Origin of the sequence: Paenibacillus daejeonensis DSM 15491 (assembly GCF_000378385.1) — a bacterium.
In the GTDB taxonomy this organism is placed as follows: domain Bacteria; phylum Bacillota; class Bacilli; order Paenibacillales; family Paenibacillaceae; genus Paenibacillus_D; species Paenibacillus_D daejeonensis.
This window is the reverse complement of record NZ_KB899662.1, coordinates 307,382-327,845: the sequence shown is the minus strand read 5'-3', so window position 1 is coordinate 327,845 and position 20,464 is coordinate 307,382. Positions and strand designations below refer to the sequence as shown.

The window sequence follows — 20,464 nt, the reverse complement described above, 5'->3', positions numbered from 1 at the left end:
GGTAAATTGTTACTTGAATGGCGGCGCAACTCGGGAAACGCACCAACCAGAGGTAAAAAGTTACTTGAAACGCGGCGCACCCCGGGAAACACGCCAACTAAGGGTAAATTGTTACTTGAATCGCGGCGTACCCCGGGAAACGCGTCCACCAGAGGTAAATTGTCTTGAGATGTTCGTATCTGAGGAAATGCGCTTTTTGAAAAGGCCGGGGAGGCACGGAATCGAATCTGGTCAACACTTGTCTAGAAGAAAGCGACTAGATCCGTGACCGTAGGCTCCTTTTTCAACAGCGCCTGAAAAAGCCCCTTATTTGCTCTGCTAGCCGAGTAACCTGCTTAGGTGGCGGGCAGTCGGGTGATTTATAAGTATAGACTAGAAGCCCGGCCCAGATAGGGCCCGGCATTACATACAGTGCAGCACGGCAAGACGCCGAGGTAGCTGCATCAGATACACAGGGAGGAATAGCGATGACGGAATCGTATGAAACGGACCGGTCCGGTGGTGGCACAGCTGCTGTGGAGGACCAATGGACACGCAAGAAAATCGCGGCCGCCCAGCGCGAGACAGAGAGGACCTACTGGCGGGAGCGTCTATCAGGCGAGTTGACGCGCACGGCATTTCCGCACGACCACCTGCAAGCGTCAGGGGCCGGTCGGGAGTTGGCCACGGAGCCGTTGATTGTGCCAGAAGCAATCGGCGAGCGGCTGCTAGCAGTCAGCAAAGGGTCCGATCCGGCGCTGCATGTGCTGCTGGCTGCTATCACTGCCGCGCTCACAGCCAAGTACAGCGGCCTGCGGGACATTATTCTGCAGACGCCGATCTATCGGCAGGCGCAATCCGGCTCGTATATGAACACCGTGCTGTTCCTCCGGTCCGACCTGGAAGCTGCCGATCACCTGAAAACCCTGGTTATGCAGACTCGCGAACGAGTGCGGGAAGCCGGCGCTCATGCCAACTATCCGATGGATGTTTTGGCAGATGAGCTGACAGGCAGCACGGATCTGAGGCTGTTGAGCGAAGTGGCCGTCGTATTGGATTCGGTCCAGTCCGCTGAAGACTTGCCGTCCGAGAGCTGGGAAGTGCTTTTTGGCTTCCGGCGGGAGGGCAGCGGGGTCCAGGGCGAGCTGCGGTACAACCAGCGTTTCCTGGACCAGGAGACGGCGGCGCGGATCGCGGCCCACTGGAGCAAGCTCGCTGGCGCGATGCTGGAAGATTCCAGCCGTCCACTGGCAGAGATCAGACTGCTCAGTGAAGAGGATACGCAGCGGATGCTGCGGCGCTTCAACGGCCGCGCGGATGAGCCTTATGCTTACCGCTTCCTGCATGAGCTTCTGGACACCCACGCTGCGCAGACGCCGGACCGTACGGCAGTGGTGTGCGGTGAAGCGCACATGACCTACCGCGAGCTGGCCGAGGCCAGTAGCCGACTGGCACATCTACTGCGGGAGAAAGGCGTAGGACGGGAGGATCTTGTAGCGATTCTCAGTCCGCGCTCCATTGCTTTCCTCGTCGGCATACTTGCGGTGTGGAAAGCCGGGGGCGCCTACGTGCCGCTGGATCCAGACTATCCGGAGGAGCGATTGCAGACCATTCTGGGCGATTCGCGTGCCTCACTGGTTCTGACCGTCGGGGAGATTGCCGAAGGCACCGACCTGTTGTCTCGTGTCCTGCAAGCCGTGCCGCAGCCTTGCGAGGCGCTGCGCATCGATGACGGAGCGAGTGATGGCTATCCATCCCATACGCCAGAGCTGGAGCGCGACCTCCACGATCTTAGTTATGTCATTTACACCTCCGGCTCCACGGGCAGGCCGAAGGGAGCCATGTTGGAGCATGTCGGCATGCTCAATCATATGCTGGCGATGATGGAGGAGCTGGCGATTGACGAGACTAGCAGGATCGTGCAGAATGCTTCGCAATGCTTCGATATCTCGGTGTGGCAGTTTGTCACAGCGCTGGCGGCAGGCGGCGAAACGCATATTTTCCCGAATGAGCTGATCATGCAGCCCGAAGCGCTCCTGGAGCGGCTCGTCAGCCGTGAAATCACGGTGCTGCAGGCGGTGCCGACCTATCTGTCGATTCTACTGGAGACGGCGGAGCTGAATCGGATTCGACTGCCGAAGATGAAGACGGTCAGTGTGACGGGCGAAAAGCTGACGACGGCGCTCGCGCGGCGCTGGTTCCATCAATTTCCGGAGATCCCGCTGGTCAATGCCTACGGTCCGACCGAAGCCTCTGATGATGTCACGCTGCATGTGCTGCGGGGGATGCCGGATGCCCAGCAGATTCCGGTCGGCCGCCCGATCCGCAATGTGACGATCTATATTCTGGACGAGCAGCGGCAGCCCTGCCCGATAGGAGTCAAGGGAGAGATCTGCGTCTCCGGCTTGGCCGTAGGCCGGGGCTATCTGCATGATGAAGAACGCACCAAGCTGGCATTCGGCGAGGATCATCTGGCGGCCATGTCAGGCGTGCGGCTGTATCGGACAGGCGATATCGGACGCTGGCTGCCTGACGGCACAATCGAGTATGCCGGACGGATGGACGATCAGGTCAAGGTGCGCGGCTTCCGCATCGAGCTGAAGGAGATCGAGCACGTACTGGCCGAGTATGCCGGCGTGAAGGAGGCAGCAGTTATCGTCCGCCATGACGAAGCCTCGGAGGATTACCTCTGTGCCTACCTGACAGCAACCGAGCGGTTGTCTGCCACGGATGTTCAGCAGCATGTTGGGCGAGCCTTGCCGCACTTCATGGTGCCCAAGTTCGTGGTGCAGCTGGAGCAAATGCCTGTCACCCCCAATGGCAAGATCGACCGCAAGAACTTGCCGGATCCGGCAACAGCGATCACGCTGCCGACTGGTTCGGGGGATGGACCGCTCAGCGAGCTGGAGCAGCGGCTGGTCGAGGTCTGCTCGGAGGTGCTGGGACTGCCTGACTTCGGTGCAGATGATCACTTTTTCAATGTTGGCGGGGATTCGATCCATGCCATCCAGGTGGCGGCGCGGCTGCAAAAATACCGGCTGCTGCTGGATATCCGGGATATCTTCCGCTACCCGACCGTGCGCGGGATGGCAGGCGCGGTTCAGGAGAGCAAGCGCAGCATCGATCAGGGACCCGTTGTTGGCGAAGCCGGATTGACACCGGTGCAACGGTGGTTTTTTGAACAGTTTGCGACCGACCTCCATCATCACAATCAGGCCGCGCTCATCTATACCCGTGAGGGGCTGGAGGAGGAGAGGGTCCGTCAGGTGTTTGGCCGGATTGCCGAGCATCATGATGCGCTGCGCATGACCTACCGGCTAGGGGATGACGGATCGATGCAGCAGATGAATGAAGGCCCGGATGCGGCGCGGTTCGATCTGGAGACGATTCGCTCTGCAGGGACCGATGAGCAGGAAGTCATGGCAGAGGTTACACAACTGGCCGAACGGCTGCAGGCCTCGATGAAGCTGGAGACGGGACCGCTGGTGAAGCTGGGCCTGGTTCATGCGAGCCATGGCGATTATCTCGTCATTTGCATTCATCATCTCGTCATTGACGGGATATCCTGGCGTATTCTGTTCGAGGATTTCGAGAGCGGGTACCGGCAAGCAGAGCAGGACGAGCCTGTGGTGTTTCCCGACAAAACCGACGCTTACCGCGATTGGGCGGAGCGGCTGCAGACGTATGCGACATCGGAAGCGCTACTGCGCCAGCTGCCTTACTGGGAAGAGGTGGAGTCCCAGCCTTACGCGGCGCTTGCGCCGGATTTGCAATCGGAGGACACGCCGCGTTACAAGGATGCTCGGGCCGTCTATATGGAGCTGGCACCTTCTTATACAGAACAATTGCTGGGTGGTGTGCATGAAGCCTATCATACGGAGATCAACGACTTGCTCTGCACCGCACTTGCCCAGGCGTTCAAGCAGTGGCGCGGGCTGGACGGCATTCTGGTTAATGTCGAGGGGCATGGCCGGGAGAGCATCATTGAGCAATTCAACATCAATCGGACCATTGGCTGGTTCACCTCCCAGTTTCCCGTGGCGCTGTCAGCGGCAGGGACGGATGATCCAGGGAAGGCGATTATCGCGACCAAGGAAATGCTGCGGCGTATCCCGGAGCGTGGCATCGGCTATGGCATTTTGCGCTATTTGACGCCTGAGGAGAATAAAACAGGCTACCGGATTGGGATCGATCCACCGGTGAACTTCAACTATCTTGGTCAGTTCGAGAGTCAGGCGGAGGACCAGCGCTTCCAGGTGAAAGCGATGAAGCTCGGTGATCCGAAGAGTGTGATGGAGCTGGGGCGGACGCTTAGTGACAATATGGAAATGCCAGTGAAGATCAATATTGAGGGCGAGATTCGAGATGGGCGGCTGGTTCTGTGCTTCGGCTACAATCAGACGCAATACAAGGAGGAGGCCATCGGCGAACTGGCAGAGCACTATCGGCAAGAGCTGATACGCCTGGTGGAGCACTGCGCAGGGACGGAGCAAGCCCGGCATACGCCGTCGGACTTCAAGCATGCGGATTTGTCGGAGGGCGAGCTGGACGATCTGCAATCGCTCATCGACGAAATCGAGGAGTAGTAGGCACGAAAAGGAGAGAAAGAGCCATATGGACAAGATAGCCATTCAAACGATCTATCCGATGACCCCGCTGCAGGAGGGAATGCTGTTTCAGCAAGCGGGCGAAGGTCAGCAGACGGCCTATATCGAGCAGCGTGCGCTTACTCTAAAAGGGGAGGTGCGGGCTGCCGAGCTGGAGCAGGCCATCAACCGTCTGGTAGCCAGACATGACAGCCTGCGCACGGTCTTCAGCCAGAAGCCGGGGAAACGTGGCATGCAGGTGGTGCTAAAAGGCAGGAGATGGAAGCTTGCGCAGCATGATCTGTCCACGGAGTTGGAGCCGAACCGCGATTTGCAGCTCTCTGAGCTGCTGGCGGCGGACCTGGTTCAAGGCTTCAACCCAGCCAAGGATCAACTGATCCGTTTTGCCCTTGTGAACATGGGCAGTGGCGATTACCGGTTGATTATCACGTTCCATCATGCGCTCATGGATGGCTGGTGTCTGGGGCCCTTGTTCGGGGAACTGCTGGAGCTGTATGCGGCGTTGACGCGCGGGGAGGAGCCTGTGCTGCCGGACCCAGTTCCGCTGGAGGGTTATCTGGAATGGCTGGGCAAAAGGGACCGGGAAGCAGCGCTCACCTACTGGTCCGGTGCGCTGGCAGGGGCAGAGCAGCCTCCCGGCTTGCCGGGGTACGCACCGGCTGGTGAAGGCCAGCCCTATGAGCTGCGGGAGCGGGTCTTCACCTTGCCAGCTTCGTTGTCTCGTGAGCTGGGTGTGCTCGCAAGGGACCACGGCGCGACGCTCAGTACGCTGATCCAGACGATGTGGGGAGTGCTGCTGCAGCGATACCAGAATACGGACGACGCCGTGTTCGGTACGGTCGTTTCGGGCCGCCCGCCGGAGGTACCCGGCATCGAGTCCATGATGGGTCTCTTTATCAATACCGTGCCCTGCCGCGTAACCTCCAGCGAAGAGGAATCGCTGGGTGGGCTGCTGCGCCGCATGCAGGATGAGGCACTGAATGCGCAGCAGTATGCGTTCAGTCCGCTCTATGAGGTCCAGGCGCGCACGGGTATCCGCATTGATCATCTGGTGGTGTTCGAGAACTTCCCGATGGAGCAGGAGCTGACGGGGGCGGGGAACGCAGGGGCGGCTTTTGCAGTAACAGGTATGGACTCGCGCGAGCAGACAGGTTATCCGCTGACGGTTGCCATCTATCCTGGCGAGGAGCTGTTGTTCAAGCTGAGCTACAATGCGAAGGTCTATCCAGATTATGCGATCCAAGGGATGGAACGTCATCTGAGGACGCTGCTGGAGCAGGCGGTCACGCATGCTGGGGAGCCGGTAAAGCATCTGCAGCTGCTAAGCAGTGAGGAACAAGCTGCACTGCTCGCCTTCAACCCGCAGCCCCAAGCTTATCCAGATACATCTACAGTACATAGTTTATTTGCAGCGCAAACACGTCGTACCCCGGAGCTGCCAGCGGTCGCAGGGCCGGATGGCCGTCTTACGTACGGAGAGCTAGCAGCCGAGTCGGACAGGCTCGCCGGGCAGCTGCGACCACTGCTGCTTGCGCAGCATACCGGTCAGGCTGAGGTGCCGGATGGTGCCGTCGTCGCGATTCTGTGCCCGCCATGCAGTCTGCGGGTCGTTAGTGTACTGGCTGCGCTTCAGGCCGGAGCGGCTTTTCTGCCGATCGATCCGGCTTATCCCGACGAGCGGATCCGCTACATGCTGCGGGACAGTGGAGCAGCTGTGCTGCTCGGACTGCCCGAGGATGGCGAGCGGCTCGCTGATCTAGGGGGTTCGGCGACAGTGCAATGGCCGCTGGAGACAGGGACGCTGGCGGCAGTCGAGTTAGCGAGAAATGAACGACAAGCCTTTGGCGAAGATGGGCTGGCAGGAAACGAATGGCAAGGCACTGGCCTGGATACCCTTGCCACAAGCAGGCGGACGGATGGGGATGCAAATATGGCTGCGGTGAGCGGACAAGAGGGGAATGTCTTGGACACCCCCGAGCACCGGCGCCTCGCCTATATCATCTACACCTCCGGTACCACCGGCAACCCCAAAGGGGTTCTGACCGAGCACCGATCTCTGGTCAACTTTGCTTATTGGCATCACCGCGACTTCGGTCTGGGACCCTCAGACCGCGCGGCTCAACTGACCGGCTTCGGCTTCGACGTCTCGGTCTGGGAGACGTTCTCCGCGCTGCTGTTCGGGGCGGAGCTTCATTTGGTGCCGGACGACGTGCGGACGGACGTCCATGCGCTGAATGACTTTTTTCATACGCATGAGATTACGGCAGCGTTCCTGCCCGCACCGCTCTGTGAACTGTTCCTGGAGCTGGACAATACCAGTCTGCGGCTGCTCACGACCGGGGGCGACAAGCTGCGGGTGTACCGTGAAACCCCTTACCGGTTCGTGAACAATTATGGTCCGACCGAGTATACGATTGTCACAACAAGCGGTGAATTGACCGAACATGCGACCAACTTGCCAATCGGCGGGCCGGTAGACAATACCCGAATCTATATTCTGGACCGGTATGACCGTCTGCAGCCGGTGGGCGCGACCGGTGAGTTGTGTGTGGCTGGCGACGGGCTGGCCCGTGGCTATCTGCATCTGCCCGAGGAGACGACACGCCGTTTTACGCCTGATCCGCTGATGGATGGCGAGCGCATGTACCGTACAGGCGATTCGGCAGCCTGGCTGCCGGATGGCCGCATCGTGTTTCTCGGACGCCGGGACCAGCAGGTGAAGATCCGCGGCTACAGGATCGAGACCGGCGAGATTGAGTCTGTCCTGCTACGACACCCGGCAATTCATAAAGGAGCGGTCGTCGCATGGCAGGACGCTGGCACGCCGCAGCTGGCGGCTTACTATTCCTCCGAGGCAGCAGAGGTCCCCCAGCCAACGGAGGTCCGGGAGCACTTGTCTCTGAATCTGCCCGATTACATGGTTCCCCTTCATATTATTCCTCTGGAACACTTGCCACTTACGGCCAATGGCAAGCTGGACCGCGCAGGGCTCCCGAGGCCAATCGTTACCGGTGGCGAGGCTCAACCGGAGACCACAACCGAGCGACGGTTGGCGGAGCTCTGGCAGACTGCACTGGATGTGCAAAAAGTCGGTATCGACGATGATTTCTTCGCATTGGGCGGGCACTCGCTGCATGCGATGCAGCTGGCGGCGGAGCTTCGCAAGTCATCTGACAAGGAGATCGGGCCAGCGGTTTTGTTCCGTCTGCCAACGATTCGCGCACTGGCGGCCTGGCTGGATGGTGTGACTGAGGACCCGCAGGTATCGGCTAAGCCTATGGAGGCAGGGGATGCGAAGGTCGAGCCTGTTATCAATGGCTTTTCCGGCACGTTCCCTCCCTTGGCGTCCGCGGGCGAGCGTGACGTGTACCCCGCATCTTCAGCACAGCGCCGGATGGTTGTCCTGCAGCAGTGGGAGAAGCGTGATACCCGCTATAATATGCCGCAAGCTCTGATGCTGGAGGGCGGACTGGATGCCGGGCGGCTGGAGCAGTCGCTGGCTGCGCTGATCCAGCGGCATGAACCGCTGCGTACGGTCTTTGACGTGGCAGAAGGTGAGGTTGTGCAGCGAGTTCTAACGGATGCGTGGGAAGGGCTTGAGCGGCTATCTCCTTCTGCTGACGTTGATCCTGCCGAACGGATGCGGAGATGGATCCGTCCCTTTGATTTGAGCCAAGGTCCCTTGCTGCGCGCAGCCTTGCTGCAGATTGAGGCAGAACGCCATCTGCTTCTGCTGGATGTTCATCATGTCGCGACAGATGGGCTGTCCATGGGACTCCTGCTGGCAGATCTCCAAGCGTTGTATGAGAACGGGACATTGCCGAATCTCAAGCTGCAATACAAGGATTATGCGGTCTGGCAGCAGGCATCGCTGCATCATGGCGAGCTGCAACGCCAGCTGCGTTATTGGGTAGAACGATTGCAAGGTGCAGAGCCGCTGCAGCTGCCGGTGGACCGGCGCCGTCCTGTGGTTCAGTCCTTTGCAGGTGATAGCTTGGTTCTGCATGCGGATGCGGCTTTGACATCCCGGTTGCAGGAACTGGCGGCTTCGCAGGGATGTACGCTCTACATGGTGCTGCTGGCAGCCTACAAGACGCTGTTGTACCGGTACGGCGGTCAGTCCGATCTGACAGTCGGCACGCCTGTCTCCGGCCGCACGCATCCGGAGACGGCCGCGATGCAGGGCTTGTTCGTCAATACGCTGGCGCTGCGCAGCTTCCCGGAAGGCCAGCGGAGCTTCACCGACTATCTGGCAGAGATCCGCAAGCTTACGCTGGAGGGGCTGGAGCATCAGGATGTCCCGTTCGAGGCGCTGATTGAGACGCTGGAGGTGGCGCGGGATGCATCGCGTCACCCGCTGTTCGATACGATGTTTGCGATGCAGAACACGGGACTTCCCGAAGGCCGATTAGGCGGCGTTACGATGCGCGCCTGCGAGCTGCCGGCGGCTGCGGCACGGTTTGACCTAACGCTGTTTGCCGAGGGTGGCGAGCAGCCAGGTGAACCGCTGCGTCTGGAGCTGGAGTTTGCGACGGCACTGTTTGACCGGGAGACAGCCGGCCGCATGCTGGCGCATTATGTTCGCTTGCTGCACGCTGTCGCGGGTAACCCGAATCAGGCACTGGCGCAGCTGCCGATGCTGGGCGAGGAGGAGCAGCAGGCCCTGATGATGCAGAGTCGCGGTCCTGAGCACGCCCTGCCGGAGTCTGCGCAGTTGTATCCGCTGCTTGCCGAACAGGCACAACGGACGCCGGATGCAGTGGCTATAGAGGATGCTACTGGGCGGAGTATGACCTATGCCGAGCTGCATGAGCAGGCAGGCCAATGGGCTGAGCGTCTTCGGCTGGCGGATATCGGACGAGGCGCAAGGGTGGCTCTGTTGGCGGGCCGCTCGATCGACACGGTGATTGCGATTCTGGCTGTACTTCGGAGCGGTGCGGCTTACGTGCCGCTGGACCCAGGCTATCCAGCTGCCCGCTTGGCTTATATGTTGGCGCATAGTCAGCCAGCACTGGTCCTGGCGGAACGCACGGCATGGAGATCCTTGGCATCTGCAGAGCCGCACGTGTATCAAGGGCTGGTATGGGCCTGGGATGAGAAATCTGGCCATGGGCATGAATTAGAAGTGATATCTGCGAATCTAGAGGGAGCTGACCAAGGGAGCGTCTCCTCTCATGAAGGGGTTGTTGAGACTCCGGATGACCTTGCATATGTGCTCTACACCTCTGGTTCCACGGGGCGGCCCAAAGGTGTAATGGTGACGCAGCGCGGGCTGGTTAACTACGCCAGGTGGGCTGCTGAAGCTTATAGCGACGGGCGCCCGGCAACGATGCCGCTCTTTACGTCGCTGTCTTTTGACCTGACGGTCACATCCCTGTTCGTGCCACTGCTGACGGGTGGCTCCATCATTGTCTGTGAGGACGAGGAGGATACCGGCAGATTGTTGCAGCATATTGTCGCGAGTCCCAAGGTGACGATCATGAAAGCGACCCCGGCGCATCTGGCACTGCTGGAGCGGCTCAGCGAGCTGTCTGCCACGTCCCTGCGCCGGATCATTGTCGGAGGTGAGCAGTTATACGCCGCCCCGGTCGAGCGATTGCTGGCGTCCTGGCCAGGTGAGCTGGAGATTTGCAACGAGTATGGTCCCACCGAGGCTGTGGTTGGCTGTACCCTCTTCCGGGTGCGCGCAGGAACACCGCTGGCCGGTGATGATGCCGTGCCGATCGGCGTTCCGATCGATAATGCAGTGCTGTATGTGCTGGATGAAGCTGGGCAGCCTGTGCCGCCACTTGTGCAAGGCGAGCTCTACATCGGCGGTGCAGGCGTGGCAGCCGGTTATCTGGGGGCTCCAGAGTTGACTGAGCAGCGTTTCGTAGAGGATCCATACCGCCCAGGTTATCACATGTATCGTACAGGCGATCTCGTGCGACGTCTTCCGTCTGGCGATCTTTCCTATATCGGCCGTACCGATGATCAGGTAAAAGTACGCGGCTACCGCATCGAGCTGGGGGAGATCGAGCGGGCACTGACCGCCCATCCGGACATCCGCGAAGCGGTCGCTGCTCTAAGACCAGCTGATGGCGAGAACGAGGGAGCAGAGCATCAGCAGGTGTTGGCCTGGTACACCTCCGCTGCAGAACAGGCGATTCCGCCAGCGGAATGGCGGACGCTGGTGGCGGAGCGGCTGCCGGTCTACATGCGGCCGGCCCATCTGATTCGTGTAAGCGAGATGCCGCTGACGGCGAACGGCAAGCTGGATAAGCGCGCGCTGCCATCGCCAGAGCGTTGGAGCAGCGCGGCTGCTGTGGACGCGCCGCGTACGCCGCTGGAGTCCCAGTTATCTACCTTGTGGCGCGAACAGCTGGGTAAGGATGCCGGACGTGAGGAGGACTTCTTTGCGCTTGGAGGCCACTCGCTCAGGGCCATGCTGCTGACGGCGCGGATCCGCGAGACGCTGGGGGTGGAGCTGCCGCTATCGGAGTTGTTCCGTGCGCCGACCATTGCGGCGATGGCGGCTTGGATCGAACGGGCGGAACGAACGGTTCTGGAGCCGCTACCGTCCATTACGGAGCAATTGCATTACCCGGTAACACCAGCGCAAAAACGAATGTATCTGCTGCACAGCATGGAGGGCGGCGAGCTGGCTTACAATATGCCGCAAGCGTTGCGGCTGGAAGGACCACTCGACCACGAGCGACTGGGTGCTGCGCTTGCCAAGTTAATCGACCGTCACAGCCTCCTGCGTACTTCATTCGTCATTTCTAAGGGAGAGATCGTGCAGCAAATTGCTCCACAGGCAAACGTGCCCCTAATGAAGCTGGATTCGCGGACATCAGATAATGAACAAGAGGCGCTATCGACGCTGGCGGATTGGATAAGGCCCTTCGATCTGGCCGAGGCACCGCTGCTCCGGGTCGGATTGCTGCCGCTAGGGGAGACCAAGCATCTGCTCCTGATTGATATGCATCACATTATTGGCGATGCGATTACGGCCCAGGTGCTGTTGTCCGAGCTGGCCGCGCTGTACGAAGGTCAGTCGCTTCCTGTACCTGCGGTCGCGTATGCGAATTATGCGGTATGGCAGACGACGTGGCTCGGCAGCGAGGCGGCAGAACGCGGGCGTGCATATTGGCGCAATCAGCTCGGCGGCGAGCTGCCCGTGCTGGAGTTGCCGACGGATCGCCGTCGGCCCGCTGTTCAGACCTTTCATGGGGAGCGTCTTTCCTTTGCCGTGAGCAAAGAGCTGACCACTCGCCTGAATGAGCTGGCTCGTGCGCATGGCGCGACTCTCTTCATGACGCTGCTCGCTGCCTACAAAACACTGCTCTCCCGCTATTCGGGTCAAGAAGAGCTGGCTGTTGGAACGCCAGTGGCGGGACGCACACACCCGCAAACGACAGAGATGCCGGGCTTATTCGTTAACACGCTGGTTCTGCGGACCCGACCGCAGGCAAGCCGCTCATTCACGCAGTTTCTGCATGACGTCCGTCAGACCGCTATCGAGGCCTATGAGCATCAGGATGTGCCGTTCGAGGAGCTGGTCGAGCTGCTGGATGTCGTCCGGGACCCGAGCCGCAATCCGCTGTTCGATACGATGTTCCTGATGCAGCAGGAAGAGATTCGGACAGCTAGTCTGGGCGAAGCCGAGCTGTCGTCGATCCAGCTGCCATACCGCGTATCGTCCTTCGATCTCACGCTGTCTGCAGATGAGACGCCGCAGGGACTGCGATTCGAATGGGAATACAATACCGATCTCTTCGACGCAACGACCGTGCAACGGCTGGCCGACCATTACATGCAGCTGCTGCAAGCGGTCACCGATGCGCCGGAGACACAGCTCGGACAACTGCCAATCGTATCTGCTGATGAGCACCGACTGCTGACGATTGAGTTGGCCGGCCATCGCCAGCCTTCCGAATTGGCGATAGCCGCCCCGTACACGGCTGAAAGCCAGCCCTCATCATCAGAAGCCACCAGCCCTGCGAGTGGACATTCGTGGCCACCTGGCGTGCAGTCGACGCTGCCTCAATTATTTACGCAGCAAGCGGAAGCCACTCCAGACCTGTTGGCTGTGGTCTGCGGCACGCGGCGTCTCACCTACCATGAGCTTCTGGCGGAGAGCCGCCGAATCGCCGCGCGGTTAAGAGCGCAAGGCGCGGGTGCAGATACGCTGATCGGGCTGTACACGGAACGCTCGCTGGAGACAGTCACCGGCATCATGGGCATTCTCATGGCCGGTGCTGCATACGTGCCGATTGATCCGGCCTTTCCGGCAGAGCGGGTCAAGTATGTGCTGGAGGATAGTGGCGTCCGCATTGTGCTCACGCAGGTCAAGCTCATGACTGTACTGACGGAGCCTGATGTCGGTTATGAGGGCATGCTGCTGCCTCTGGATAGTGAGGAGCTACAATGGCAGGGCGGCTCTGTGGAGACGGTCCTACCGGCTGGCGAAGTAGCGGACGCTCAGCCTTCCAGCTTGGCATATGTCATCTATACCTCTGGCTCGACTGGGCTGCCCAAAGGCGTGCTCATCGAGCAGCATAGCGTCATTAATCTGGTACGCCACAGCTGGCTGAATCTGTATGACGGGCGCAAGGGATTGCAGATGGGAATGGTGGCGTCTCATATTTTCGACGCGTCGGTCCAGCAGCTGTTCGTTGCCCTGCTCACAGGCAGCACGCTGCATGTGCTTACCGAAGAAGTGAAAGGCAATCCGGTGCTGTGGACCAACTATCTGGTCGATCACGGTATTCAGGCGATTGATGGCACGCCGTCGTACCTGAACGTAATGCTGCAGGCGGGAGGTCCGCGCAGCCGCGAGCTGCAGCTGGAGTATATGCTGATCGGAGGCGAGGCGCTGACACCGGCTGTCATTGAATCGATCCGGCAGGTCTCGGCAGGCGCAGACTTCCGGATTAGCAATACGTATGGACCAACGGAAACTTGTGTGGATGCCGCTTATTATCATGTAGAGGAAGAGAACCGACACGTATGGAACGAGCTGCCAACGATTCCGCTTGGCTACCCGTCAGGCGGAGCCAGACTCTATATTCTCAATGCGCAGAATCAACCGGTGCCGATTGGCGTAGCGGGTGAGCTATGTATCGCCGGCCAAGGGGTAGCACGCGGCTATCTGAACCGGCCGGAGCTGACTGCGGAACGGTTCGTTGCTGACCCGTTCGTGCCGGGCGCCCGGATGTACCGCAGCGGTGACTTGGCCCGCTGGCTCCCGGACGGCACAGTCGAGTATCTGGGTCGTCTGGACGATCAGATCAAGCTGAATGGCTACCGGATCGAGCTGGGAGAGATAGAGAGTGCCGTCCGTACGCACCCGGACATTGCAGATGCCGTCGTCATCGTGCATCGCAAGGCCAGCGGCGACCGGCAGCTGGCGGCCTATTACACAGGCGAGCCGCAGCCTGCCGGTACGCTGCGAGGCTGGCTGCGCGGGCAGCTGCCCGCCTACATGGTGCCGCAGGTGTACAGTCATCTGGAGCGGCTGCCGCTTGCTCCCAGCGGCAAGGTTGACCGCCGGGCATTGCCGGAGCCGCAGGAGATGAGCGGCAGCCGTGCACCGCAGGAGGGTGCAGCCCTCTCCGCTCTGGAGCGGCGGATCGCCCGACTGTGGGAGCAGGAGCTGGGCGCCCGCGTGACGGGACGGTCTGCCCACTTCTTCGAGCTGGGCGGACACTCGCTCACAGCCTTGCTGCTGAGCGGCAGGATGAGCCGTGAGCTGGGCGTGGAGGTGTCGATGCAGAAGCTGTTTGAGCATCCGACACTGGGCGCTTTTGCCGACTGGCTGGACGAGTTTCCGGCAGCAGCTGCTAGTGCCTCCAAGCCAGTCCTGACTCTCGCGGATGCACGTGAATGGTATCCGGCGACGTCCGCCCAACAGCGGATGTTCGTGCTCCATCGCATCGGGGGCGGCGACCGCGCCTACAATATGCCCCAAGCGTTCCTGCTGACTGGCGAGCTTGATCATGCAAGACTTGCAGGTTCGCTTGCTGAGCTTACCAAGCGTCATGCGATCCTGCGAACGACGTTTCATCTGGAAAACGATGAGTTGATTCAGCGAATTGCCGACACTGCAACAGTGGAGTTGGAGAAGCTGCAGCTGGCGCCTTATCCCCTGCATGGTGTGCAGGAAACAGAGTCTGGAGTCGCAGGTGGGCTCCCTGACGATGAAGAGTTTGAGGGGATTGCCGAGCTGATTGATGCCTGGGTACGCCCATTCGAGCTGGACCGTCTGCCGCTCATGCGGAGCGGGCTGCTGCAGATGGATGACCGGCGACACCTACTTCTGCTGGATTTGCATCATATTATTTCCGACGGGGTGACGATGGCTGTCCTCCTCGACGAGCTGATTGCCTTGTATAGAGGCGAAGAGCTATCGCTTGCCGAGCTGCAGTATAAGGACTATGCACTCTGGCAGCGTGAATGGCTGCGATCCGAAGATTACCAGGCGCAGGAGCGTTACTGGCTGGAGACGCTCAGTGGGGAGCTGCCAGAGCTGGAGCTGCCTGTCGATGGTCCGCGGCCGGAGGTACAGAACCCTGAGGGCGGGCTCGTGTCGTTCCACACGGACGAGCAGACGGCGGAAGGCTTGCGGAGGCTGGCAGCCAAATCGGGAGCCACCTTGTACATGGTGCTGCTTGCTGCCTACAAAACGCTGCTTTATCGGTACACAGGTCATCGTGACCTCATCGTAGGCACGCCGGTCTCGGGACGCACATTGCCGGAAGCCACAGCGATGCCGGGCTTGTTCGTCAATACTTTGGCTCTTCGCTCCAAGCCGGATGGCGTCGAGACGTTCGCCGATTATGTCGGTCAGGTGCGGGAGGTGGTATTGGCTGCGCTGCGTCATCAGGACTATCCATTTGAAGAGCTGGTGGACAAGCTGCATCCGGTGCGGGATACAGGCCGCCATCCCATCTTCGATACCATGTTCGCTATGGACGATGCGTCGTTCTCGGGAGGTCAGCTCACAGCAGCGCGAGAGCTGGGCGGCCTGACGCTCGCGGGCTATCCGCTGCCCTTCGCCGCCGCCCAGTTTGATCTGACAGTGACAGCGAGTGAAGCCGATGGCGGTCTGACGTTTGAACTGGTTTACAACCGAAGTCTCTTCCGGAAGTCAACCGCTCGCCGCCTGGCAGACCAGCTGAGTCACTTGCTGGCCGAGGTAGCGGCGATGCCGGAGCAGTCACTCGATGAGATTGAGATCTCTCCGGCCGCCGAGCGAGAGCGGCTGCTGAAGACATTCCAGGGGGAAGTGGTGCCGCGTACCGCGACACAGCTCCTGCATGAGCGGTTTGAAGCGCAAGTCCGTCTCTATCCGGATCGGATTGCAGTCACTGACGGCGCGACCCAGCTGACTTACGCCGAGCTGGATGGACAAGCAGAAGCGGCAGCCGCTCAGCTCCGGCAGGTGGGGGTAGCTCCGGAGAAAACGGTCGGATTACTGGCCGACCGTTCGGTCTCGATGGTTGTGGGGCTGCTTGCGATTTGGAAAGCAGGCGGTGCCTATGTGCCGGTATCTCCAGCCTACCCGGCAGACTATCTTGGGCATATTCTTCACGACAGCAGCGTGTGCGCGGTTGTGACGGAACAAGGATATGAACACTTGCCGGTGGCGGCTTCGCCGGCCTTCGCTGGTCCCTTAATCGTACTCGAGAATGGCAGCCAGACAACTGTGCAGGGGAATACGGATGCGGTAGCCGAGAGTTCAAAAGAAGGGACAGGACTGTCAGCCAAGTCCGTTACTGACCGCCGTCTCGCTTACGTACTCTACACCTCTGGCACGACGGGGCAGCCCAAAGGCGTTGAGGTGGAGCACCGCAGCGCGCTCAATCTTGTGGAGCATCTCCACAGGAGGTTATACAACAGTGCGTCCGGGCTTTGTTTTGCACTCAGCGCCTCGCATGTATTTGACGCTTCCCTGCAGCAGTTGCTCACAGCGCTTCTGACCGGCGGCACATTGGTTGTCGTTCCCGATTCGCTACACAAGGACCCCGTCAAGCTGCTCGACGTGCTTGAGTGCAAGCGAATTGATAGTCTCGATGGGACACCGTCCTATTTGAACGTGATCTTGGACGCAGCCGGAGCACGACGTTATCCGGGCATAAGTCAGCTGCTGGTCGGCGGCGAACCAATGACAGGTGAACTGGCCAACCGTTTGCAGGCCACTTTTCCAAGCGCCATGATTGTCAATGCCTACGGGCCAACCGAATGTACGGTGGATGCGGTCATGAATATCTTGGAGCCAGGAGCAAAAGTGGATGCTGAGCTGCCCGTTGCCATCGGTCAGCCGATCGCCAACACCGAGGTGTATGTTCTGGATGAAGGCTTGCGCTTGTGTCCGCAAGGAGCGGCAGGCGAGCTCTGTATTGGCGGAATCGGGTTGGCGAGAGGCTACCGCAATTTGCCGGCGTTAACGGCTCAGCGTTTCGTCCATCATCCGCTTGCCCGGGGCGGCCTGCTCTACCGTACAGGTGACCGGGTACGCTGGCAGGAGGATGGCACGCTGGTGTATCTGGAACGGATGGATGAGCAGATCAAAATTCGCGGACATCGCGTGGAGCCGGCGGGTATCGCCAGCCGTCTTCGTCATCTTCCTGGAGTCGGCGATGCCGCTGTTATCGCACTGCCGGGCACGGATGGGGTGCTGGAGCTGCACGCTTACTATACCGCCGAACGGGCATTGGATGACTCACTCCTGCGCAGCAAGCTCGAAGATACGCTGCCGGAGCATATGCTTCCGCTGTCGTTCACGCGGCTCGCCGTTTTACCGCTCACGCCGAGTGGCAAGCTGGACAAGCGGGCTCTCCCACGGCCGCAGCAGTTTTTGCATACGGGCAGCGGGGGGCCAGCGCCGCAGACGGAGACGGAGCGCCGCCTTGCAGCGGTCTGGCGTGACTTGCTGCCTGACGTTCAGACGATTGGCCTGCGGGATCATTTCTTTGCCCTGGGAGGCCATTCTCTGAAGGCGATGCTGCTGAGCGGCAAGATCCGTCGTGTATTCGGCGTCGAAGTTGCGCTCGCTGAGCTATTCAACCACCCTACATTGGAGGCGCAGAGCCGGCTGATCGACGGGGCGGAGCGTGTGGAGGAGGTGGCGCTGGAGCGGGCGAGCGAAGCCCCGAGCTATCCTGCCTCGGCTGCGCAGCGGCGGATGTATGTGCTGCATCAGATGGACAAGGATGGCACCAGCTACAGCATGCCTCAAGTTTATGAGCTGACTGGGGAACTGGATGAACGGCGGCTGACGGTGGCGCTGCAGGCGCTGGTTGACCGCTACGAGGTGCTGCGTACCTCCTTCCATATGGAGGGGGAAGACGTAGTGCAGCAGGTACATGACGACGTTCACCTGGAGCTGGAAAAGCTGGAGACGCAGCTGGGCTGGGCCGATCTGATGAAGAGCAGCGTCGTCTCGCAAGCGGCTGCGGCAGCCGAGCAAGTGGCTGCACAAGATGCAACGCTCCGAGGCGGTGTCCTGGTAGCAGACCGGACAGAACAATCGGCCCAGCTGGCGAGGTATATGCGAAGCTGGAGCGAACCGTTCCTGCTGGAGCGGGCGCCGCTGCTGCGTGCAGGCCTGATGGAACTGGCGCCCGATCGTCACCTGCTGATGCTGGATATGCACCACATTATCTCCGACGGCGTTACAGTGCAGCTGTTGTTCGCTGACCTGGCAGCTCTCTACACCGAGGCTCAGCTGCCAGCGGTAGAGTGGCATTACAAGGACTATGCGTTATGGCAGCGCGGATGGCTTGGGGAAGACCAGGTGGCCAAGCAAGAAAGATATTGGCTGCAGCAGCTGTCGGGTGAGCAGTCGCCTACGCGGCTGCAGACGGACTACCCGCGCCCGCCCATGCTGTCGACTGCGGGTGACAGCCTGTCCTTTCGGCTGGACCCGGCACTGGCCCAGCAATTGAAACGATTAGCCTTGGCCCATGAGAGCAGTCTGTATATGGTGCTGCTGGCAACCTACCAGATGCTGCTGCACCTATATACCGGTCAGGAGGATCTGAACGTTGGCACCCCGGTTGCCGGCCGGACACACCCGCTATCCGGCGAGATGCCGGGCCTGTTCGTTAATACCCTGGTGCTCCGGGGACGGCCGCGCAGCGGACAACCCTTTACAAGGCTGCTGCAGCAGACAAAACGGACTGCGCTAGACGCTTTTACCCATCAGGACTATCCGTTTGAAGAGCTGGTGGAGCGGCTCCAAGTCGGCCGGGATCCGAGCCGTAATCCGCTGTTTGATACGATGTTTGCGATGCAGCACGCGGAGCGCACGAACGCCTCAACGGATGTATTGCAGATGAGAGAGGCGACGCTGGCCCAAGATACGTCATTATTCGATCTGACCTTGATGATGATGGAGGAAGGAGATGGCGGCCTGCTCGGCTCTGTCGAGTACAGCACGGCGCTATTTCATGCGGAGACGGCGGCAGCTCTGGCCCGCGATTATGTCACCCTGCTGCGGGAGGTGGTATCAGCGCCTCAGCAGACGTTGGCTGGGTTGGCAGAGGCTGCGGGAATCGAGATGAAGCGGGCTGTCAGTATGGAGCAGGCTTCTGACCCAGTCTGGGATGCGAATGAGGACAGGTTGGAGGAGGACGGTGAATGGACACCGACAGAACGTCTGCTCAGCAAGGTATGGGCAGATGTGCTGGAGCGTGAACCGCAGTCTCGAAACGAAGACTTCTTTGCAATTGGCGGTCATTCGCTCAAGGCGCTTGTCCTGACGGCGCGTCTCCAGCAGCACTACGGGCTGACCCTTGCACTGGCCGATGTGTTCCAGGTTCCTCGCCTGCATAAGATGGCGGCATGGCTGGACAACACGCAGCCGGAGGCGGCCGCACAGGCGACAGAGCTGTATGCATCTGGAGCGACAATCGAGGGCAGCAGTCCTGAGGCAGAGTCTACTGCAGACGATGAGGGGTTGATCCTGCTCCGGACCGGAACAGGTGAAGGCCGGCAGGTCTTCCTACTCCACGATATTACGGGCGAAGTGGACGGATACAGTCACTTCATCCGTCATCTGCACGGACCGGACCGGTATTGGGGCATCCGCTCGGCGGCTTCAAGCGCCGAAGCACAGGATCAGCGGGATGTGCCAGCTATTGCAGCAGAATATGTCAAGCTAATCCAGAGTAAGCAGCCACAGGGTCCTTATCGGATCGCCGGATGGAGCCTTGGCGGCACATTTGGTTATGAGGTGGCCAGGCAACTGGAGGCGTCCGGTGAGCAAGTCGCATGGCTGGCGATGTTCGACACAATGTCGCCGGAGCAATCACTGGCAGCAGCTTCATCTGCTGCAGGTGCATCTCTGACGGACTACATTGCCAGTGAGCTGGCGGTGCTGCAGGAGGATGAGCAGTGGAGCCGTTACGATACAGAAGCGATGATGGCCCTTGCCTTGGCAGAGGCGGATTACCGCCCGCAGGACAAGCTGCAAGCCCAAATCCTGTTGTGCCTGGCGACGGACGATGGCGGCGAGGCCCTGGATACTACGCTGTGGGAGCCCTATGCGAAGCTTCCGCTGGCGTTCTGTTCCTTTGAGGGCAGTCACTATACAATCTTCCATCCAGAACACAGTGAGATTAACGCCTCACGTTTCACAGCCAAGCTAGAAGATATCGAGTAAGGGTTAAGCATATGGCGGTGCCAGGAGATAACCTGGGCCGCCATTTTTCTCAAGTTAAAATATTCATTGCTGCCATCCATATGGTAGTATATCCAGAGATAACTTATTGAACGCAGAAATCTGGGGACAACAGCGATCGTAAGATCGATCCGTGACTGTAGGCTTTCTTTTTCAACAGTCTAATTTTTTGTCCATAGATTTGAAAGTGGTGAAAAAATGAAAGTGTTAG

At 59.9% G+C, this 20,464-nt stretch carries 2 protein-coding genes; both read left to right on the top strand.

All coding sequences use genetic code 11. The annotated features are described in order from the left end of the window. Nucleotides 1-467 precede the first annotated feature (467 nt). On the top strand, nt 468-4,565 hold the full coding sequence (locus tag F556_RS0114800; RefSeq protein ID WP_020617755.1) for a non-ribosomal peptide synthetase: 4,098 nt from the start codon (nt 468-470) through the stop codon (nt 4,563-4,565). Between the two features lie 28 nt (nt 4,566-4,593). After that, nucleotides 4,594-20,235 carry a non-ribosomal peptide synthetase gene (locus F556_RS34100; RefSeq protein ID WP_020617754.1) on the top strand — a complete coding sequence of 5,214 codons (15,642 nt, stop codon included), beginning with the start codon at nt 4,594-4,596 and terminating at the stop codon, nt 20,233-20,235. The last annotated feature ends 229 nt before the right edge of the window (nt 20,236-20,464 follow it).

What these genes read in the sequence shown, in the direction of transcription:
- F556_RS0114800 (WP_020617755.1), top strand. Translation starts at nt 468, where the DNA reads ATGACGGAATCGTATGAAACGGACCGGTCCGGTGGTGGCACAGCTGCT.
- F556_RS34100 (WP_020617754.1), top strand. Translation starts at nt 4,594, where the DNA reads ATGGACAAGATAGCCATTCAAACGATCTATCCGATGACCCCGCTGCAG.